This window comes from Reyranella aquatilis (genome assembly GCF_020880995.1).
Classification (GTDB): Bacteria; Pseudomonadota; Alphaproteobacteria; order Reyranellales; family Reyranellaceae; genus Reyranella; species Reyranella aquatilis.
The window spans coordinates 121,685-136,393 of record NZ_JAJISD010000006.1 but is presented as its reverse complement, the minus strand read 5'-3'; the positions used below and the strand labels follow the sequence as shown (position 1 = coordinate 136,393).

The window sequence follows — 14,709 nt, the reverse complement described above, 5'->3', positions numbered from 1 at the left end:
GGACCATGACCCGTCGCTTCCCCTGGCTAGACTATCTCCTGATCGTCACAACCGTCGCTGCCTTGGCTTACGTAGTGGCTGTTGCCGGCGCGACGCTGGGCGCCCTCGACAAGGGCGCGACCCTCGATGCCGCCGTGTTCGCACAATGGCCGGTCAGCGATCTCGCCTACTGGTATGTGCCCGTGCTGTTGGCGATTTACGGTGCCGAGGTCCTGCATCTTGGATGGCATGCGAGCCCGCTATCCGACCTGCTGCAGAGTCCCAGCCGTTCGCACCGCAGCGATGTCTTCTACCTGGCCGTCGAGCTGCTGGGGCTCGGCCCGCTGTTCCTTGTCGTCGCCTCGCTCGGCATGAGCGCCGGCCTAGATGCCGTTCTTTCCGAGCCGCGCGCCTGGCGGCCAGCCGCCGAGTTGCCGCTGTTGATCGCCGTGCCGCTGCATTTTCTGGCCGATAGCTTCTTCACCTACTGGTCGCATCGCTTCCTTCACTCGCCGCTCATGTGGCCCTTCCATGCCATCCATCACGCGGCCAAGGAGATGACTGCGATCACGACGACCCGGCACCATCCCGTGGATGGGTTTTTCGGCATGCTCGTGAGCACCCTGCCTGCCGTGCTGTTCGGCTTTACGGCCGACGCCGTCTTCATCGCCGCCGTTTCCGCCGGCGTCGCCACCACGATCCTGCATACGCGACTGCCGGTCCCCGCCTGGTACGAGAAGCTGTTCGTGGCAGGTCCGCGAATCCACGGCATCCATCACAGCAGCGATCCTGCTGACCACAATGCGAACTTCAGCCTGTTCACGCCGTGGGACCGCCTGTTCGGAACGTATCGCTGGCACGAACGGCCGCTTGTGTTCGGCGTCCACGATCCCCGCTTCGATACCGGCCACCCGCTGCTTGATCTCTTCGCCGTTTACCCAATCTGGCTGGCCGGCGTGCGCGACCGCGTCACGACCGCGCTTTCGGCACGGCTTTCAAGGAGGATACAGGCATGAAAAGGATCACTCTCGCGGCCGGGCTTTTCGTCCTGCTCGTCGCGACCGCTTTCGCCCAGTCGCCTTCCGTGTCGTCGCTCGGTGTCGACGGCACCGAGATCGTGGTCGGGCTGGCCGACGGCCGGACCTTGCGCAGCACGGACCTGGTCGGCGCGGTGCTCAAGGTGCGGTTCGAAGGGGAACCCGCCGAGGTGCGCATCGCCGCCGTCGAGGCCGATCCCGACGACACGTCGAAGACGGTGTGGCTGCACACGTTCGAAGGACGGCAGGCCGACGGAAGCTGGGCGAATCTGTGCGGTCCCGGCCCCGATGGCCGCCGCCAGGGATTCCCGCTGCAGGGACCGCAGGGGCTGGAGTTCACCTGCTCTTCCGGCGCGCTCGGCAAGTGCGTGCGCATGGGCTACCGCCCGTGGGCCGTCGGTCCCGACGGAACGAGCCTTGCACCGCTCCATGCCGCCTGCCTGCGCATGGTGCGCGCCGACTATGGCGGCGACGGCAGGGCATGGACGAAGGACGGCATGCGCATCGACATCTACGACCCCCAGGGCATCCAGACCGCCGAAGAAGATCCGGTCGACAGGTTCGAGGCCGGCTGGTCGCCCGAGGGCGCGGTGTGCGTGCGCCATGTCAGGGTGAAGGAGAACGCGACGCTGGAAGAGCTGGAGGCGACTTACCCGCGCCTCGCCGGCCGCACCGGCGCCGTCTGCACCGAAGACTTCGCCCGCGCCAACGGCGCCATCCTGTTCAACCGATCGAAGGACTGAGCGCGACCGCTCGGTCCCGCGTCGTCCGGCAGCGTCAGATCGTGCGCTCGACCATCAGCTTCTTGATCTCGGCGATCGCCTTGGCCGGGTTCAGGCTCTTGGGGCAGGTCTTGGTGCAGTTCATGATCGTGTGGCAGCGATAGAGCCGGAACGGGTCCTCGAGATTGTCGAGGCGCTCGCCCTTGGCTTCGTCGCGGCTGTCGGCGATCCAGCGATAGGCCTGCAGCAGGATGGCCGGCCCCAGGTAGCGCTCGCCGTTCCACCAGTAGCTGGGGCACGAGGTCGAGCAGCAGAAGCACAGGATGCACTCCCACAGGCCGTCGAGCTTGGCGCGCTCCTCCGGCGACTGCAGGCGCTCGCGCGTCGGCGGCTGGGTGGAGGACTTCAGCCACGGCTCGATCGAGGTCAGCTGGGCGTAGGGCACGTTGAGGTCGGGCACCAGGTCGCGCACTACCGGCATGTGCGGCAGCGGGTAGATCTTGATGTCGCCCTTCACCTCGTCGATGAACTTGGTGCAGGCCAGCGTGTTGGTGCCGTCGATGTTCATCGCGCACGAGCCGCACACGCCCTCGCGGCAGGAGCGGCGGAAGGTCAGCGAGCTGTCGATCTCGTTCTTGATCTTGATCAGCGCGTCGAGAACCATCGGACCACAGGTGTCCATGTCGACTTCATAGGTGTCGACCTTCGGGTTCTTGCCGTCTTCCGGCGTCCAGCGATAGACCTTGAACGTCCTGATGTTCTTGGCGCCCGCGGGTGCCTTGTAGGTCTCGCCGACTCCGATCTTGGAATTGGCGGGGAGGGCGAACTCGGCCATGACTTCCTCTCGAACTCAGTACACGCGGGCGGTTAGTACACGCGGGCTTTTGGCGGGAACGACTGGACGTCGTTGCTCATCGGCTGCAGGTTGACCGGGCGGTAGTCGATCCGGGTCTTGCCCGTCTTCTCGTCGACCCAGACGACCGTGTGCTTCAGCCAGTCCTTGTCGTTGCGCTCCGGGAAGTCCTCGTGGGCGTGGGCGCCGCGGCTTTCCTTGCGGTTGGCGGCCGAGCGGATCGTGCCCTGCGCCTGGAGGATCAGGTTCTCGAACTCCAGCGTCTCCATGAGATCGGAGTTCCAGATCATCGAGCGGTCCTTGACGCGGATGTCGTCCTTGCCGCCGAACACCTTGTCCATGTTCGCGCAGCCCTCGTCGAGGGTCTTGGTGGTGCGGAACACCGCGCAGTCGTTCTGCATGGTCTTCTGCATCATGGCGCGAAGCTGCGCCGTCGGCGTGCCGCCGTTGGCATGACGCGCCTTGTCGAGGCGGGCGAGCGCTTCCTCGCCGGCGTTCTTCATGTCCTTGTGAGGCTGGCCCGGCGTCAGCTGCTCGGCGACGCGGTTGGCGGCGGAGCGGCCGAAGACGACCAGTTCGAGCAGGGAGTTGGAGCCCAGGCGGTTGGCGCCGTGGACGCCGATCGACGCGGCCTCGCCCAGCGCCATCAGGCCGGGCACGACGGTGTTGGGATTGCCGTCCTTAACCGTCATCACTTCGCAGTGATAGTTCGCCGGGATGCCGCCCATGTTGTAGTGGCAGGTCGGCAGGATGGGGATCGGCTGGCGGGTCACGTCGACGCCGGCGAAGATGCGGGCGGTCTCGGCGATGCCCGGCAGGCGCTCGTGGATGATCTTCGGGTCGAGATGCTCGACGTGCAGCTCGATGTAATCCTTGTTCGGACCGCAGCCGCGGCCTTCGCGGATCTCGATGGTCATCGAGCGGCTGACGACGTCGCGCGAGGCGAGGTCCTTGGCCGACGGCGCATAGCGCTCCATGAAGCGCTCGCCGCTGGCGTTGGTGACGTATCCACCCTCGCCGCGCACGCCCTCGGTGATCAGGCAGCCGGCGCCGAACACGCCGGTCGGATGGAACTGCACGAACTCGAGATCCTGCAGCGGCAGGCCGGCGCGCAGCACCATGGCGCCGCCGTCACCCGTGCAGGTGTGGGCCGAGGTCGCGGTCTGGTAGACGCGGCCGTAGCCGCCGGTCGCCAGCACCACCTTGTGGGCGCGGAAGCGATGGATCGTGCCGTCGTCGAGGTTCCACGCCATGACGCCGCGGCAGACGCCTTCGTCCATGATGAGGTCGAGCGCGAAATACTCGATGAAGAATTCGGCATGGTTGCGCAGCGACTGCTGGTAGAGCGTGTGCAGGATCGCGTGGCCGGTACGGTCGGCCGCCGCGCAGGTGCGCTGGGCAATGCCCTTGCCGTATTCCGTGGTCATGCCGCCGAACGGGCGCTGGTAGATCTTGCCCTCGGGCGTGCGGCTGAAGGGCACGCCGTAATGCTCGAGCTCGATGATCGCGCCGATGCCGTCGCGACACATGTATTCGATCGCGTCCTGGTCGCCGAGCCAGTCGGAGCCCTTGACCGTGTCGTACATGTGCCAGCGCCAGTCGTCCGGGCCCATGTTGCCGAGCGCCGCGGAAATGCCGCCCTGCGCCGCCACGGTGTGGCTGCGGGTCGGGAACACCTTGGTGATGCAGGCCGTCTTGAAGCCCTTGTTGGCCATGCCGAAGGTCGCGCGCAGGCCCGAGCCGCCGGCGCCGACCACGACCACGTCGTACTCGTGATCGATCACCTTGTAGGCGGTGTTGCCGATGTTCATGATGCCTGCGACAGGCAGGCTGCTCTTGCCGTTACTCGCCTCGGCCATGACTTAGCCTCCGAAACCGATACGCAGGATGGCGACCGCTGCCGCCAGCCCGAAGAATACCGCGATGAACTTGACGCCGACGATCATCGCCAGCTTGGCGCCGTCGTTGTGGACATAGTCCTCGATCACCACCTGGATGCCGAGTTGGGCATGATGCAGCCCGATGACAATGGTGAGGATCAGCAACACCATCACGAACGGCGAACCGATCCAGGCCCGCACCATCGCGTAGTCGGCGCCGCTCAGCGTCACCAGCGAGACGGCGAACCAGACGGCCAGCGGGATCAGCGCGACGGCGGTGAGACGCTGCACCCAAAAGTGATGAACGCCGCTCTTGGCGGAACCGAGGCCGCGGGCGCGGCCGAGATGGCTTCGGAGATCGCTGCTCATGGGATGCTCCTCAGACCAGCCGCAGGCCGACGATCCAGGAAGCGGCCGTCGCCACGAGGGCCGCCACCACCACGATCCAGCCGCTGCGATAGGCTTCCTTGATCTCGAAGCCGTAGCCCATGTCCCAGAACAGATGCCGGATGCCGTTGAACAGGTGGAAGAACAGGCTGAACAGCCAGCCTCCCAGCACGAAGCGGCCGACGATCGATCCGTTGAAGCCCTGGAACGTCGCGTAGGTCGAGGGGCTCGCCGCGGCGAACACGACCCAGGTCGCGAGGTAGAGGGCACCCACCGACAGGGCAATTCCGGTCGCGCGGTGCAGAATCGAAAGGACCGAGGTGAGCTGCGGGCGGTAGACCTGCAAGTGCGGAGAAAGCGGCCGATGCACCGGCCGGTTGGCGACGCTCATCCGTAAAAACCTCTAAATGCCGATATCGGCTGCTGGTGTATGTAGCGCCCGACCGCATCAAGTCAACGAATGTCGGCGTCGCACGCGCGGTAAGCCCCGGATTTGCAAGCGGAAATCCGCCTGCCGAGCGGCGGCGCTAACCGAGGCGCCTGGGCATCAGCACCCAGTAGTCGAGATCGAGCACCACCGCGGGATGATATTTGCCGTCGGCCCCCTTGCCCGGCCAGTCGCCACACGGGCAGTCCTTTGTCGCAATGCTTCTTATTCTCAGAGCACCGACATCCGCGCGACCCGGCAGCGGCGCGCTTTCGAGCACCTCCGACCAGGCATAGATCGTGTCGCCGCCGAAGGTGGGACCGACATGGCTGCCGGCGTTGAAGGCGGCGACCCGGAAGCCGTTGGCCAGCCCGTTGAACGACAGCGCCCGCATCAGCGAGATGACGTGACCGCCATAGGCCAGGCGCCGACCGAACCGCGTCTGCTTGCCCGCGTAGGCATCGAAATGGACGCGCGCGGTGTTCTGGTACAGCCGCGTCGAGAACATGTGGTCGGAGTCCTCGACCGTCATGCCGCTCACATGGTCGATCCGCTCGCCTGGCGCATAGTCTTCCCAGCGATGCGACGAGCCAGCGGCGCCGTCGTCGTAGCCGGCGATCGAGAGCCCGGCCGGCACGACGAGATCCTCCGGCTTCACCGAGGGCGCGGTCTTCGGCACGACGACCGGCTGCACCGGCGCCTGCGGGTCGCGCTTGTGCACCATCACCCAGCGCACGTAGTCGAGCACCATTTCGCCCTTCTGGTTGACGCCGGTCGAGCGCACCCAGACGACGCCGCTGGTCTTGTTGGAATTCTCGCGCAGGCCGAGCACGGTCGATTTGGCCGACAGCGTGTCGCCGGGATAGACCGGCACGCCCCAGCGGAACTCGGCATAGCCGAGATTGGCGACGGCGTTCAGCGAGATGTCCGGCACCGTCTTGCCGATGACGACGTGGAAGACCAGCAGATCGTCGAGCGGTGCGCGCGGCAGTCCGATCGCCCGTGCGAACTCGTCCGACGAATTGACGGCGAAGCGCGATCCATAAAGCGCGACGTTGAGCGCCGCATCGGCCTCGGTCAGCGTGCGCGGGGTGGCGTGGCGGAATTCCTGCCCGACCCGGAAATCCTCGAAGAAGTTGCCGTTGCTGGTCTTGCTCATGGTGGTCGCGCTCACGTTGCCGCCTGGAGTTCCTTGATCGCCGAGGCCAGCGCCAGAGCGCGCTCGGCCTGCTCGACGTGGAGATTCTCGATCATCCGTCCATCGACCGTGACGACCCCCTTGCCCTCGGCCTGCGCGGCCTTGAAGGCGGAGACGATCCTGGCCGCCACTTCCAGTTCGGCGCTCGAGGGCGCAAATACTTCGTTGCAGGGCTCGACCTGGCTGGGATGGATCAGCGTCTTACCGTCGAAGCCCATTTCCAGGCCCTGCTGGCAGACCGCCCGGAAGCCCTCGGCGTCCTGAATATCGTTGTAGACGCCGTCGAGGATGGTGAGGCCGTGCGCGCGGGCGGCGAGCATGCCGAGCCCGAGCGCCGTCACCATCGGCAGGCGCATCGGCGTGTGGCGCGCCTTCATGTCCTTCACGAGGTCGTTGGTGCCCATGACGAACAGGGCGAGCCGCGGATGCGATCCGGCCACCTCTTCGGCGCGCAGGATGCCCTTGGGCGTCTCCATCATGGCCCAGATCGCCATCGACGCCGGCGCGCCGGCCGCATCGAGCAGACCGACGACGGTGGCCACCTCGGCGGCGCTCTCGACCTTCGGCACCACGATGGCATCGGCGCCCGACTTCGCGATCGCGGCGATGTCGGCCTTGCCCCAGGGTGTGCCGAGACCGTTGCAGCGGATCGCGATCTCGCGCTTGCCGTAGCCCCTGCTCTGCGCCGCGGCGACGACGTTGGCGCGGGCGGTCTCCTTGGCGTCGGGCGCGACCGCGTCCTCTAGGTCGAAGATCAGCGCGTCGGCCGGCAGGGTGCGCGCCTTCTCCAGGGCGCGCGTGTTGGCGCCCGGCATGTAGAGAACGCTGCGGCGCGGACGGACGGTCATCGACATCTGGAGGTCTCCCCGAAAACGCGGCGGACTATAATGACGGTCCTCCTTGTGGCAAGGTGCCGCCGGCCATGCGCTTCCTGTCCCTCCAGAGCCATGTCGCCTACGGCTACGTCGGCAATCGTGCGGCAACCTTTCCCCTGCAACGATTGGGCCACGAGGTCTGGGCGGTGAACACGGTCGAATTCTCGAACCACACGGGCTACGGCGCCTGGCGCGGTCGCGCCGCCTCGGCCGAGCAGGTGAGCGAGATCGTCCAGGGAATCGAGGCGCTCGGGCAACTGCAACGCTGCGACGGGGTGCTGACGGGCTATGTCGGCGATGCCGCACTGGCCGACGTCGTGCTCGATGCCGCAGGCCGCGTGCGATCCGCCAACCCGCGCGCCGTCTGGTGCTGCGATCCCGTGCTGGGCGACATCGACACCGGCGTCTACGTGAGGCCGGGCATCGAGGCCTTCTTCCGCGACCGCGCCATCCCGGCCGCCGACCTCGTTACGCCCAACCACTTCGAGCTGGAACTGCTGACAGGCCGCACGGTGTCGACGATGGACGAGGCGCTGGCGGCGGCCCGCCTGCTGCTCCAGGGGCCGCGGCTCGCCCTGATCACCAGCCTGCGCCGGGCGGATGCCCCACCCGACGGGATCGAAATGGTCGCGGTGACGCGGGAGGCCGCGTGGCGCGTTGCAACGCCCATGATCGGCTTCCCCATCGCACCCAATGGCACCGGCGACGCCGTCGCCGCCCTGTTCACCGCCCATTGGATTTCGGGCGACGAAATCCCCGAAGCGCTGAGCAAAGCCGCCTCGTCGATCTTCGCGGTGCTCGAGGCCACGCAGGCGATGGGCGAGCGCGAATTGCAGCTCGTGGCGGCGCAGGACCGGCTGGTCGCGCCGCCGCGCGTCTTCAGAGCCGAGAGGCTTTAGGCGCGCGATGGACGTGCCCGGCTTCGTCTTCAATCCCATAGCGCTCGCCATCGAGGGCGCGGCCATCGGCTTCCTCATTGCCGTCCCGGTCGGACCCGCCGCCGCGTTGTGCATCCGCCGCTCGATCACGGTCGGCGCCATGGCGGGCTACATGACGGGAATCGGCGCGGCGCTGGGCGACGCGGTGTTCGGCGCGGTCGCGGCCTTCGGCCTCTCCTTCGTGCAGCAGTTCGTGATCGAACGCGAAGCCTGGCTGCTCGGCATCGGCGGGCTCGTGCTGGTGATCATGGGCTGGACGACGATGCGCCACCGGCCGCGCAACGTCGGCGATCCCGTCGCCGACGATCGCGAGCATACGTTCTCGACGCACTTCCACTATGCCAGTTCGAGCTTCTTCATCACGGTGTTCAATCCGCTCACCGTTATGGCCTTCGGCGCGGCCTTCGCCGGACGCAACCTGGCCGGGGTCGGCGCCAGCCTGCCCGACGCCACCCTGCTGGTCGCGTCGGTGTTCTGCGGCGCGCTCGCCTGGTGGACGATCATCTGCACCGCATCGGTGTCGCTGCGCGCCCGCTTCACCGGCGCCGGCCTCCTGTGGCTCAACCGCGGCTCGGGCGCGGTCATCCTGGGCTTCGGGCTGGCGGCGCTGATCTCGCTGCTGCCGCTGCCCTGGAAGCAGATCGGGGCGTTCTTCGGGCTTTAGGATCCGCCGACGTTCGTCCCTTTTCACCTCCCCCGCGTGACGGGAGAGGTGAAGATTCTCACACGATCTTGCAGACTTCGTCGAACGCGAAGCGCGGGCTGCGGGCGAACACCTTGGAGTGATCGCCGTAGCCGATGTTGCACAGGAAGTTCGTCTTGAACTTGCCGTCGGGAAAGAACGCCGCGTCGACCTTGGCATTGTCGAAGCCGCTCATGGCGCCGCAGTCGAGGCCGAGCGCGCGCGCCGCGATGATCAGGTAGGCGCCCTGCAGGGTGCCGTTGCGGAACGCGGTGGGTTCGGCCGAGGGCTTGCCCTTGAACCAGTGGATCGCCGTCTGGTCGTGCGGGAACATCCGCGGCAGGTGCTCGAAGAATTCCGAATCGTAGGCCAGGATCGCCGTCACCGGCGCCGTCATCGTCTTCTCGGTGTTGCCCGCGCTCAGCGCCGGCTTGAGCTTCTCCTTGCCCTCCTTGGTGCGCACGAAGACGATGCGCGCGGGCTGGCAGTTGGCCGAAGTCGGACCCCACTTCATGAGATCGTAGATTTCGTGCAGCTGCTGGTCGGTCACCGGCTTGTCGAGCCAGCCGTTGTGCGTGCGGGCTTCGCGGAAGATGGTGGCAAGCGCCTTGTCGTCGAGCATGGAAATCCCCTTGTGTTGATTGACCGTAGCGAAGCTTGGCCACACGGTCGAGACGCGCACATGTGATCGAGTTACCGCCCGGAACCCACCATTCCATTGCACGAACTGTGCTAGGCTCGCTCGTCGACGTGCGTACAGGTTTCAATCGATGCTGCCGGTCTTGCTGGATCCTGCGAAATTCAAGGACGCCCGGACCACGGCGAAGGGCGAGCCACGCGCGCACGTGGCGCTTAAGTCTCTCGAGACGCTGTGGTTCAACACCGGCACGCTCTGCAACCTCACCTGCCGCAACTGCTACATCGAATCCTCTCCGCGCAACGATCGGCTGGTCTACCTGACGGCGGCCGAGGTCACGGGCTATCTAGAAGAGATTGAGCGCGACGGCCACGCCACGAAGCTGATCGGCTTCACCGGCGGCGAACCCTTCATGAACCCCGAGCTGCCGGCGATGCTCGACGAGGTGCTGTCGCGTGGCCTCAAGGCCATGGTGCTGACCAACGCCATGAAGCCAATGCACAAGATGAAGCCGGCCCTGCTCGATCTGCTGGCCCGTCACGGACGCAGCAGCCTGACGATCCGGGTGTCCGTCGATCACCACGAACGATCGCTGCACGAGGAGGAGCGCGGCCTGCGAAGCTGGAAGCCGACGATCGACGGCCTCGTCTGGCTCGCCGAAGCCGGCTTCGACGTCCATGTCGCCGGCCGCCACTTCTCGAACGAGACCGACGACGAGGTGCGCGCCGGCTACGCGCGGCTGTTCGCGCGCCTGGGTGTTCCCATCGACGCGCAGGATGCGGCCACGCTGGTCCTGTTCCCGGAGATGGACCCGACCGTCGACGTGCCCGAGATAACGACGGCCTGTTGGGGCATCCTGAAGAAGTCGCCCGACAGCGTGATGTGCGCCTCGGCTCGCATGGTGGTGAAGCGCAAGGGCGCGGAACGGCCCGCCGTCGTGGCCTGTACGCTGCTGCCCTACGATCCGCAGTTCGAACTGGGCGGGACGCTGGCCGAGAGTGTCGGAGCGGTACGTCTCAACCACCCCCATTGCGCCAAGTTCTGCGTGCTGGGCGGGGCCGCCTGCAGCGCGTGACGACGACCCTCGACATCATCATCCCGACGCTCAACGCCGGCCGTACGCTCAGCCAGACGCTCGCTGCGCTCCCCTCTCCTCCCGGCATCCCGATCTCGACCACGGTCTGCGATGGCGGATCCGAAGACGGCACGGTGTCGCTCGCCCGGAACGCCGGCGCCCGTATCGTGACCGCACCACCGGGACGCGGCGGACAACTGGGCGTCGGTGCCGCAACCGGCGATGCGGCGTGGCTGCTGTTCCTGCATGCCGACACGCGGCTCGATCCGGGCGCAGGCGAGGTCGTCGCGAACTTCATCTCGTCCCCCGCCAACCACGACAAGGCCGGCTACTTCCGGCTGCGCTTCGATACCGCCGATCCGCGCGCGCGACGGGTCGAGAGCCTCGCCGCCTGGCGCTGCCGCACCTTCGGCCTGCCCTACGGGGACCAGGGCCTGTTGATCGCGCGCCCCTTTTACAAACGTCTCGGCGGCTTCCGCCCCATGCCGCTGATGGAGGACGTCGATCTCGTGCGCCGCATCGGCCGTCGCAATCTGGTGGCGCTCGATGCCGATGCGGTCACGTCGGCCGCGCGCTACGAGCGCGACGGCTGGCTCGCCCGGCCGCTGCGCAACCTGGGCTGCCTCGCGCTGTACTTAGCCGGCGTCTCGCCGGACTTCCTGCGCAGGCTCTACGGATGAGGAAACGCCATCTCGTGATCTTCGCCCGCGCCCCACAGGCCGGTCGCGTGAAGCGCCGCCTCGCTGGGGAGATCGGGACGATGGAAGCGGCCCGCTTCTATCGCCGCATCCTGACGGCACAGATCGAGCGCCTGACGCGCGACCCGCGCTGGACGGTCTGGATGTTCGTCACACCCGACACCGCGCTCCGGCATCAGGCATGGCGCCTCGTGCCGATCGCGCGCCGGCGGCCACAGCGCCGGGGCGATCTCGGCCACCGCATGAAGCGTCCGTTCGAGATCCTACCGCCCGGCCCCGTCGTGCTGGTCGGCAGCGACATCCCGGCGATGCGCCCCTGCCACGTGGCGCGCGCCTTCGCGCTGCTGGGCACGCACGATCTCGTCTTCGGACCGGCGCGCGACGGCGGCTTCTGGCTGATGGGCGCGAAACGCTTGCGGCCCTTGCCGCGTACGCTGTTCGACGAGGTGCCTTGGTCGACGGCGACGGTGCTGGCCGACACGCTGGCCAGCATCCCTTGGCATGTCACGACCGCGTTGGCCGACACGCTCGACGATGTCGACGACGTCGAGGCGCTGCGACGGACTACGCTCTAGGCGGCCTGTTTCTTCAAGGTGTCGAGTTCGCGCCGCACGGCGGCCAGCACGTCGCTCCAGTCTCCCGGTACGCTCTGCCGGAAGAGACGAGCCGATGGATACCAGGGCGCACCGGCACCGCCGAGCTGCCAGCGCCAGTCCGCGGCGGCCGGCAGCAGCACCCAGGTCTTCACGCCCATTGCGGCGGCGAGATGGGCGACCGGTGCGTCGATCGATACCAGAAGGTCGAGCTGCGAGAGCGCCGTCGCGGCCTCGGCGAAATCGAAGATGCCGCGGCCGACATCGTGCACCAGCCCGCCCGCGCCGAAGGTCTGAATGTCCTTCTGATGCACGCCGCCCTGCAGACTGAAGATCAGCAGTTCCGGATCGCCCGAGAGCGCCAGCAGTTGCGGGAACGGGACCGAGCGCTGCCGGTCCTGGGTCTGGCCGGGCATCGCCGCCCAGTAGAGGCCGATGCGCAGTTTGGCCCCGCCGACATGGCCGAGCTTGATGCGGCTTTCGTCCGGCGCACGAAGATAGGGCGGTTCCGTCGACAGGGCCGCGAAGTCCGGCCGGCAGAGGTGCGGCAGGGACACCAGCGAGGCATGCACGTCGAAGGCCGGCAGCTTCTCGCCCTCGGCCACGACCTCGTCGACGAAATCGACGGCGCGCAGCAATTCCTTCAGCAGCGCCTGGCAGAGCACGATCACCGTGGCGCCGCGTCGCTTCAGCTCGCGGGCGAAGCGCACGAACAGCAGCGCGTCGCTGAGACCCTGTTCGGGGTAGAGCAGGATGCGCTTGCCCTCGAGCGGCCCGCCGTCCCAGGCCGGCTGCTCGAATTCGGGAGAGGGCGTCTCGGGAAGGCGCTTGCGCGTCTCGTAGGCCGCGAACCCCTCCGCCAGATCGCCGCGCATCAGCAGTGCGATGGCGAACTCTACCCGCATACGACGGCCGTCGGGATTGAGAGTCAGCGCCCGGCTGAAGCAGCCGATGGCCTCGTCGAGGCGACCGAGATCGCGCAGGCAGAGCGCGAGATTGAAGAAACCCTCGGCATAGTCGCGGCTGAGCGCGATCGACCGGTAATGATGCTTCACCGCCTCGTCGAACTGGTGCGCGGCGCGCAGCGCATTGCCGAGGTTGGAATGCAGGGCGGGGTTGGCGGGATCGGCGGCCAGCGACAGGCGATGATGCGACACCGACGCTTCGAGCTTGCCCGCGAGGCGCAGCGCGACGCCGAGATTGTTGTGCAGCTCGGCGTGATCGGGCTTCACCGACAGAAGGCGCATATAGGACGCGATCGCCTCGTCGAGCCGGCCGGCGCGGTGGGCCTGCGACGCGAGGCGCAACTGCTGCACGAAGCTGTCGGCCGCACTGCCGAACAACGGCGTCGGCGCGCTTGAGGCCGCCGATTCCCGCTTCGTCGGATGGAAGGTGGGCGTGTCGTTCACGAAACTCGCTTGGGATCGATGCGGAGTTCGCAGTCTACCTCAGGCAGACGTCACAAGCACCCGTCCTCAAAGGGAAATGACGCGGACTGTCCGGCCCGCGCCATTCGGCACACTCATCATGTCATTCGTCGTCTCGACCGGAGCACCGACGGTGCGGAGTGGAGAGAGACCATTCTCGGACCTGGAGCCGTCAAATCGAGAAAAAAGGTCTCTCCACTTCCTCGCTGACGCTCGCGTCGTTCGAGACGACGGGGTTTCAGACGTAGCTCTTGATCAATTCCTCGGCGATCTGCACGGCGTTCAGCGCCGCGCCCTTGCGCAGGTTGTCGCTGACCACCCACATCGCCAGTCCGTTCTCGACCGTGGGATCGGAGCGGATGCGGCTCACGAACACGCCGTCCTGGCCGGTGACTTCCTTCGGCGTCACGTAGCCGCCGGGCTCGCGCTGGTCGACCACCAGGACGCCGGGCGCCGCAGCCAGGATGCGCCGCGCCTCTTCGTCGTCGAGCGGTCGCTCGAGTTCGAGGTTCACCGCCTCGGCATGGCCGACGAAGGTCGGTACACGCACGCAGGTCGCGTGGACCTTGATCCTGGGGTCGAGGATCTTCTTGGTCTCGACCACCATCTTCCACTCTTCCTTGGTCGAGCCGTCATCCATGAAGACGTCGATCTGGGGAATGACGTTGAAGGCGATGTTCTTGGTGAACTTCACCGGGTCGAGCGTCTGGTTGACGAAGAAGCTCTTGGTCTGGTTGACCAGCTCGTCCATCGCTTCCTTGCCGGCGCCGGAGGTCGACTGATAGGTCGACACGACGACGCGCTTGATGCCGGCCGCGTCGTGGATCGGCTTCAATGCGACGACCATCTGGATGGTCGAGCAGTTCGGGTTGGCGATGATGCCGCGGCCCTTGTAGCCGGCGATCGCCTGCGGATTGACCTCAGGGACAACCAGCGGGACGTCCGGGTCCATGCGCCAGTAGGACGTGTTGTCGATCACCACGGCGCCGGCCTTGGCGGCGCGCGGGCTGTGCTCGGCCGACACCTTGGCGCCGGGCGAACTCAGCACGATGTCGATGCCCTTGAAGTCGAACTTGGCGAGATCCTGGACCTTCAGAATCGACTTGTCGCCGAACGAGGCCTTCAGGCCGACCGAACGGGAGGAGGCAAGTGCCACGACCTCATCGGCCGGGAAATTCCTCTCGGCCAGGATCTGCAACATTTCGCGACCGACATTGCCGGTCGCGCCGACGACGGCGACTCTGTAGCCCATGACCATATGCGCCTAGCGTGCGCGCACCCCTGATTGAAGGACAGGGGGA

Annotated in this window: 16 protein-coding genes; 7 read left to right on the top strand and 9 right to left on the bottom strand. The window is 66.9% G+C overall.

What is annotated here, in order from left to right:
* The first annotated feature begins 5 nt into the window (after nt 1–5).
* Together LJ725_RS15065 and LJ725_RS15060 are read left to right on the top strand one after the other, a co-directional pair.
* A complete protein-coding gene (locus tag LJ725_RS15065; protein ID WP_230551465.1) occupies nt 6–995 on the top strand; it encodes a sterol desaturase family protein in 990 nt (329 codons plus the stop codon).
* Complete coding sequence (locus LJ725_RS15060; protein ID WP_230551464.1) at nt 992–1,759, top strand: ADYC domain-containing protein; 768 nt, start codon at nt 992–994, stop codon at nt 1,757–1,759. The genes LJ725_RS15065 and LJ725_RS15060 overlap by 4 nt, the downstream gene beginning before the upstream one ends.
* Before the next feature lie 34 nt (nt 1,760–1,793).
* Here LJ725_RS15060 and LJ725_RS15055 read toward each other — a convergent pair whose 3' ends face one another.
* From LJ725_RS15055 to LJ725_RS15030, 6 genes are all read right to left on the bottom strand, one after another.
* Nucleotides 1,794–2,573, bottom strand: coding sequence for a succinate dehydrogenase iron-sulfur subunit (locus tag LJ725_RS15055; protein WP_230551463.1), 780 nt, complete (start codon nt 2,571–2,573; stop codon nt 1,794–1,796).
* 32 nt (nt 2,574–2,605) lie between these two features.
* Nucleotides 2,606–4,450 carry a succinate dehydrogenase flavoprotein subunit gene (gene sdhA / locus LJ725_RS15050; RefSeq protein WP_408015741.1) on the bottom strand — a complete coding sequence of 615 codons (1,845 nt, stop codon included), beginning with the start codon at nt 4,448–4,450 and terminating at the stop codon, nt 2,606–2,608.
* A 3-nt stretch (nt 4,451–4,453) separates the two neighbouring features.
* A complete protein-coding gene (sdhD, locus tag LJ725_RS15045; RefSeq protein ID WP_230551462.1) occupies nt 4,454–4,840 on the bottom strand; it encodes a succinate dehydrogenase, hydrophobic membrane anchor protein in 387 nt (128 codons plus the stop codon).
* Nucleotides 4,841–4,850: 10 nt separating this feature from the next.
* Entirely contained in the window at nt 4,851–5,249 is a 399-nt protein-coding gene (sdhC, locus tag LJ725_RS15040; protein ID WP_230551461.1) for a succinate dehydrogenase, cytochrome b556 subunit, read from the bottom strand.
* A gap of 136 nt (nt 5,250–5,385) precedes the next feature.
* Nucleotides 5,386–6,444, bottom strand: coding sequence for a MaoC family dehydratase (locus LJ725_RS15035; protein WP_230551705.1), 1,059 nt, complete (start codon nt 6,442–6,444; stop codon nt 5,386–5,388).
* A gap of 11 nt (nt 6,445–6,455) precedes the next feature.
* The gene (locus tag LJ725_RS15030) at nt 6,456–7,337 is read right to left on the bottom strand and encodes an HpcH/HpaI aldolase/citrate lyase family protein (protein WP_230551460.1); all 882 of its coding nucleotides are present in this window, start codon (nt 7,335–7,337) and stop codon (nt 6,456–6,458) included.
* A 68-nt stretch (nt 7,338–7,405) separates the two neighbouring features.
* On the opposite strand from LJ725_RS15030, the gene pdxY reads away from it, so the two are divergent.
* Together pdxY and LJ725_RS15020 are read left to right on the top strand one after the other, a co-directional pair.
* On the top strand, nt 7,406–8,257 hold the full coding sequence (gene pdxY, locus LJ725_RS15025) for a pyridoxal kinase PdxY (protein WP_230551459.1): 852 nt from the start codon (nt 7,406–7,408) through the stop codon (nt 8,255–8,257).
* Between the two features lie 7 nt (nt 8,258–8,264).
* Complete coding sequence (locus tag LJ725_RS15020) at nt 8,265–8,960, top strand: LysE family translocator (protein WP_230551458.1); 696 nt, start codon at nt 8,265–8,267, stop codon at nt 8,958–8,960.
* A 58-nt stretch (nt 8,961–9,018) separates the two neighbouring features.
* Here the strand turns inward: LJ725_RS15020 and LJ725_RS15015 are convergent, their stop codons facing one another.
* On the bottom strand, nt 9,019–9,600 hold the full coding sequence (locus LJ725_RS15015; protein WP_230551457.1) for a malonic semialdehyde reductase: 582 nt from the start codon (nt 9,598–9,600) through the stop codon (nt 9,019–9,021).
* 148 nt (nt 9,601–9,748) lie between these two features.
* Here LJ725_RS15015 and LJ725_RS15010 point away from each other — a divergent pair, with 148 nt between their 5' ends.
* Genes LJ725_RS15010 through LJ725_RS15000 form a run of 3 tightly spaced genes read left to right on the top strand, consistent with a single transcriptional unit; the run spans nt 9,749 to nt 11,963 of the window.
* On the top strand, nt 9,749–10,690 hold the full coding sequence (locus tag LJ725_RS15010; protein ID WP_230551456.1) for a radical SAM protein: 942 nt from the start codon (nt 9,749–9,751) through the stop codon (nt 10,688–10,690).
* A complete protein-coding gene (locus tag LJ725_RS15005) occupies nt 10,687–11,370 on the top strand; it encodes a TIGR04283 family arsenosugar biosynthesis glycosyltransferase (protein ID WP_230551455.1) in 684 nt (227 codons plus the stop codon). Before LJ725_RS15010 ends, LJ725_RS15005 begins: the two co-directional genes overlap by 4 nt.
* Nucleotides 11,367–11,963, top strand: coding sequence for a TIGR04282 family arsenosugar biosynthesis glycosyltransferase (locus LJ725_RS15000; RefSeq protein ID WP_230551454.1), 597 nt, complete (start codon nt 11,367–11,369; stop codon nt 11,961–11,963). The genes LJ725_RS15005 and LJ725_RS15000 overlap by 4 nt, the downstream gene beginning before the upstream one ends.
* Here LJ725_RS15000 and LJ725_RS14995 read toward each other — a convergent pair.
* Together LJ725_RS14995 and LJ725_RS14990 are read right to left on the bottom strand one after the other, a co-directional pair.
* A complete protein-coding gene (locus LJ725_RS14995) occupies nt 11,960–13,390 on the bottom strand; it encodes a tetratricopeptide repeat protein (RefSeq protein WP_230551453.1) in 1,431 nt (476 codons plus the stop codon). The genes LJ725_RS15000 and LJ725_RS14995 overlap by 4 nt on opposite strands.
* A 256-nt stretch (nt 13,391–13,646) precedes the next feature.
* On the bottom strand, nt 13,647–14,660 hold the full coding sequence (locus tag LJ725_RS14990) for an aspartate-semialdehyde dehydrogenase (RefSeq protein ID WP_230551452.1): 1,014 nt from the start codon (nt 14,658–14,660) through the stop codon (nt 13,647–13,649).
* Nucleotides 14,661–14,709 lie beyond the last annotated feature (49 nt).

Excerpts from the sequence above, each read along its gene's own strand:
- LJ725_RS15020 (WP_230551458.1), top strand. The coding sequence starts at position 8,265 with ATGGACGTGCCCGGCTTCGTCTTCAATCCCATAGCGCTCGCCATCGAG.
- LJ725_RS15035 (WP_230551705.1), bottom strand. The coding sequence starts at position 6,444 with ATGAGCAAGACCAGCAACGGCAACTTCTTCGAGGATTTCCGGGTCGGG.
- LJ725_RS14990 (WP_230551452.1), bottom strand. The coding sequence starts at position 14,660 with ATGGGCTACAGAGTCGCCGTCGTCGGCGCGACCGGCAATGTCGGTCGC.
- LJ725_RS15010 (WP_230551456.1), top strand. The coding sequence starts at position 9,749 with ATGCTGCCGGTCTTGCTGGATCCTGCGAAATTCAAGGACGCCCGGACC.
- LJ725_RS15000 (WP_230551454.1), top strand. The coding sequence starts at position 11,367 with ATGAGGAAACGCCATCTCGTGATCTTCGCCCGCGCCCCACAGGCCGGT.
- LJ725_RS15030 (WP_230551460.1), bottom strand. The coding sequence starts at position 7,337 with ATGTCGATGACCGTCCGTCCGCGCCGCAGCGTTCTCTACATGCCGGGC.
- sdhA (WP_408015741.1), bottom strand. The coding sequence starts at position 4,450 with ATGGCCGAGGCGAGTAACGGCAAGAGCAGCCTGCCTGTCGCAGGCATC.
- LJ725_RS15015 (WP_230551457.1), bottom strand. The coding sequence starts at position 9,600 with ATGCTCGACGACAAGGCGCTTGCCACCATCTTCCGCGAAGCCCGCACG.
- LJ725_RS15065 (WP_230551465.1), top strand. The coding sequence starts at position 6 with ATGACCCGTCGCTTCCCCTGGCTAGACTATCTCCTGATCGTCACAACC.
- LJ725_RS15055 (WP_230551463.1), bottom strand. The coding sequence starts at position 2,573 with ATGGCCGAGTTCGCCCTCCCCGCCAATTCCAAGATCGGAGTCGGCGAG.
- sdhC (WP_230551461.1), bottom strand. The coding sequence starts at position 5,249 with ATGAGCGTCGCCAACCGGCCGGTGCATCGGCCGCTTTCTCCGCACTTG.
- LJ725_RS15060 (WP_230551464.1), top strand. The coding sequence starts at position 992 with ATGAAAAGGATCACTCTCGCGGCCGGGCTTTTCGTCCTGCTCGTCGCG.
- pdxY (WP_230551459.1), top strand. The coding sequence starts at position 7,406 with ATGCGCTTCCTGTCCCTCCAGAGCCATGTCGCCTACGGCTACGTCGGC.
- sdhD (WP_230551462.1), bottom strand. The coding sequence starts at position 4,840 with ATGAGCAGCGATCTCCGAAGCCATCTCGGCCGCGCCCGCGGCCTCGGT.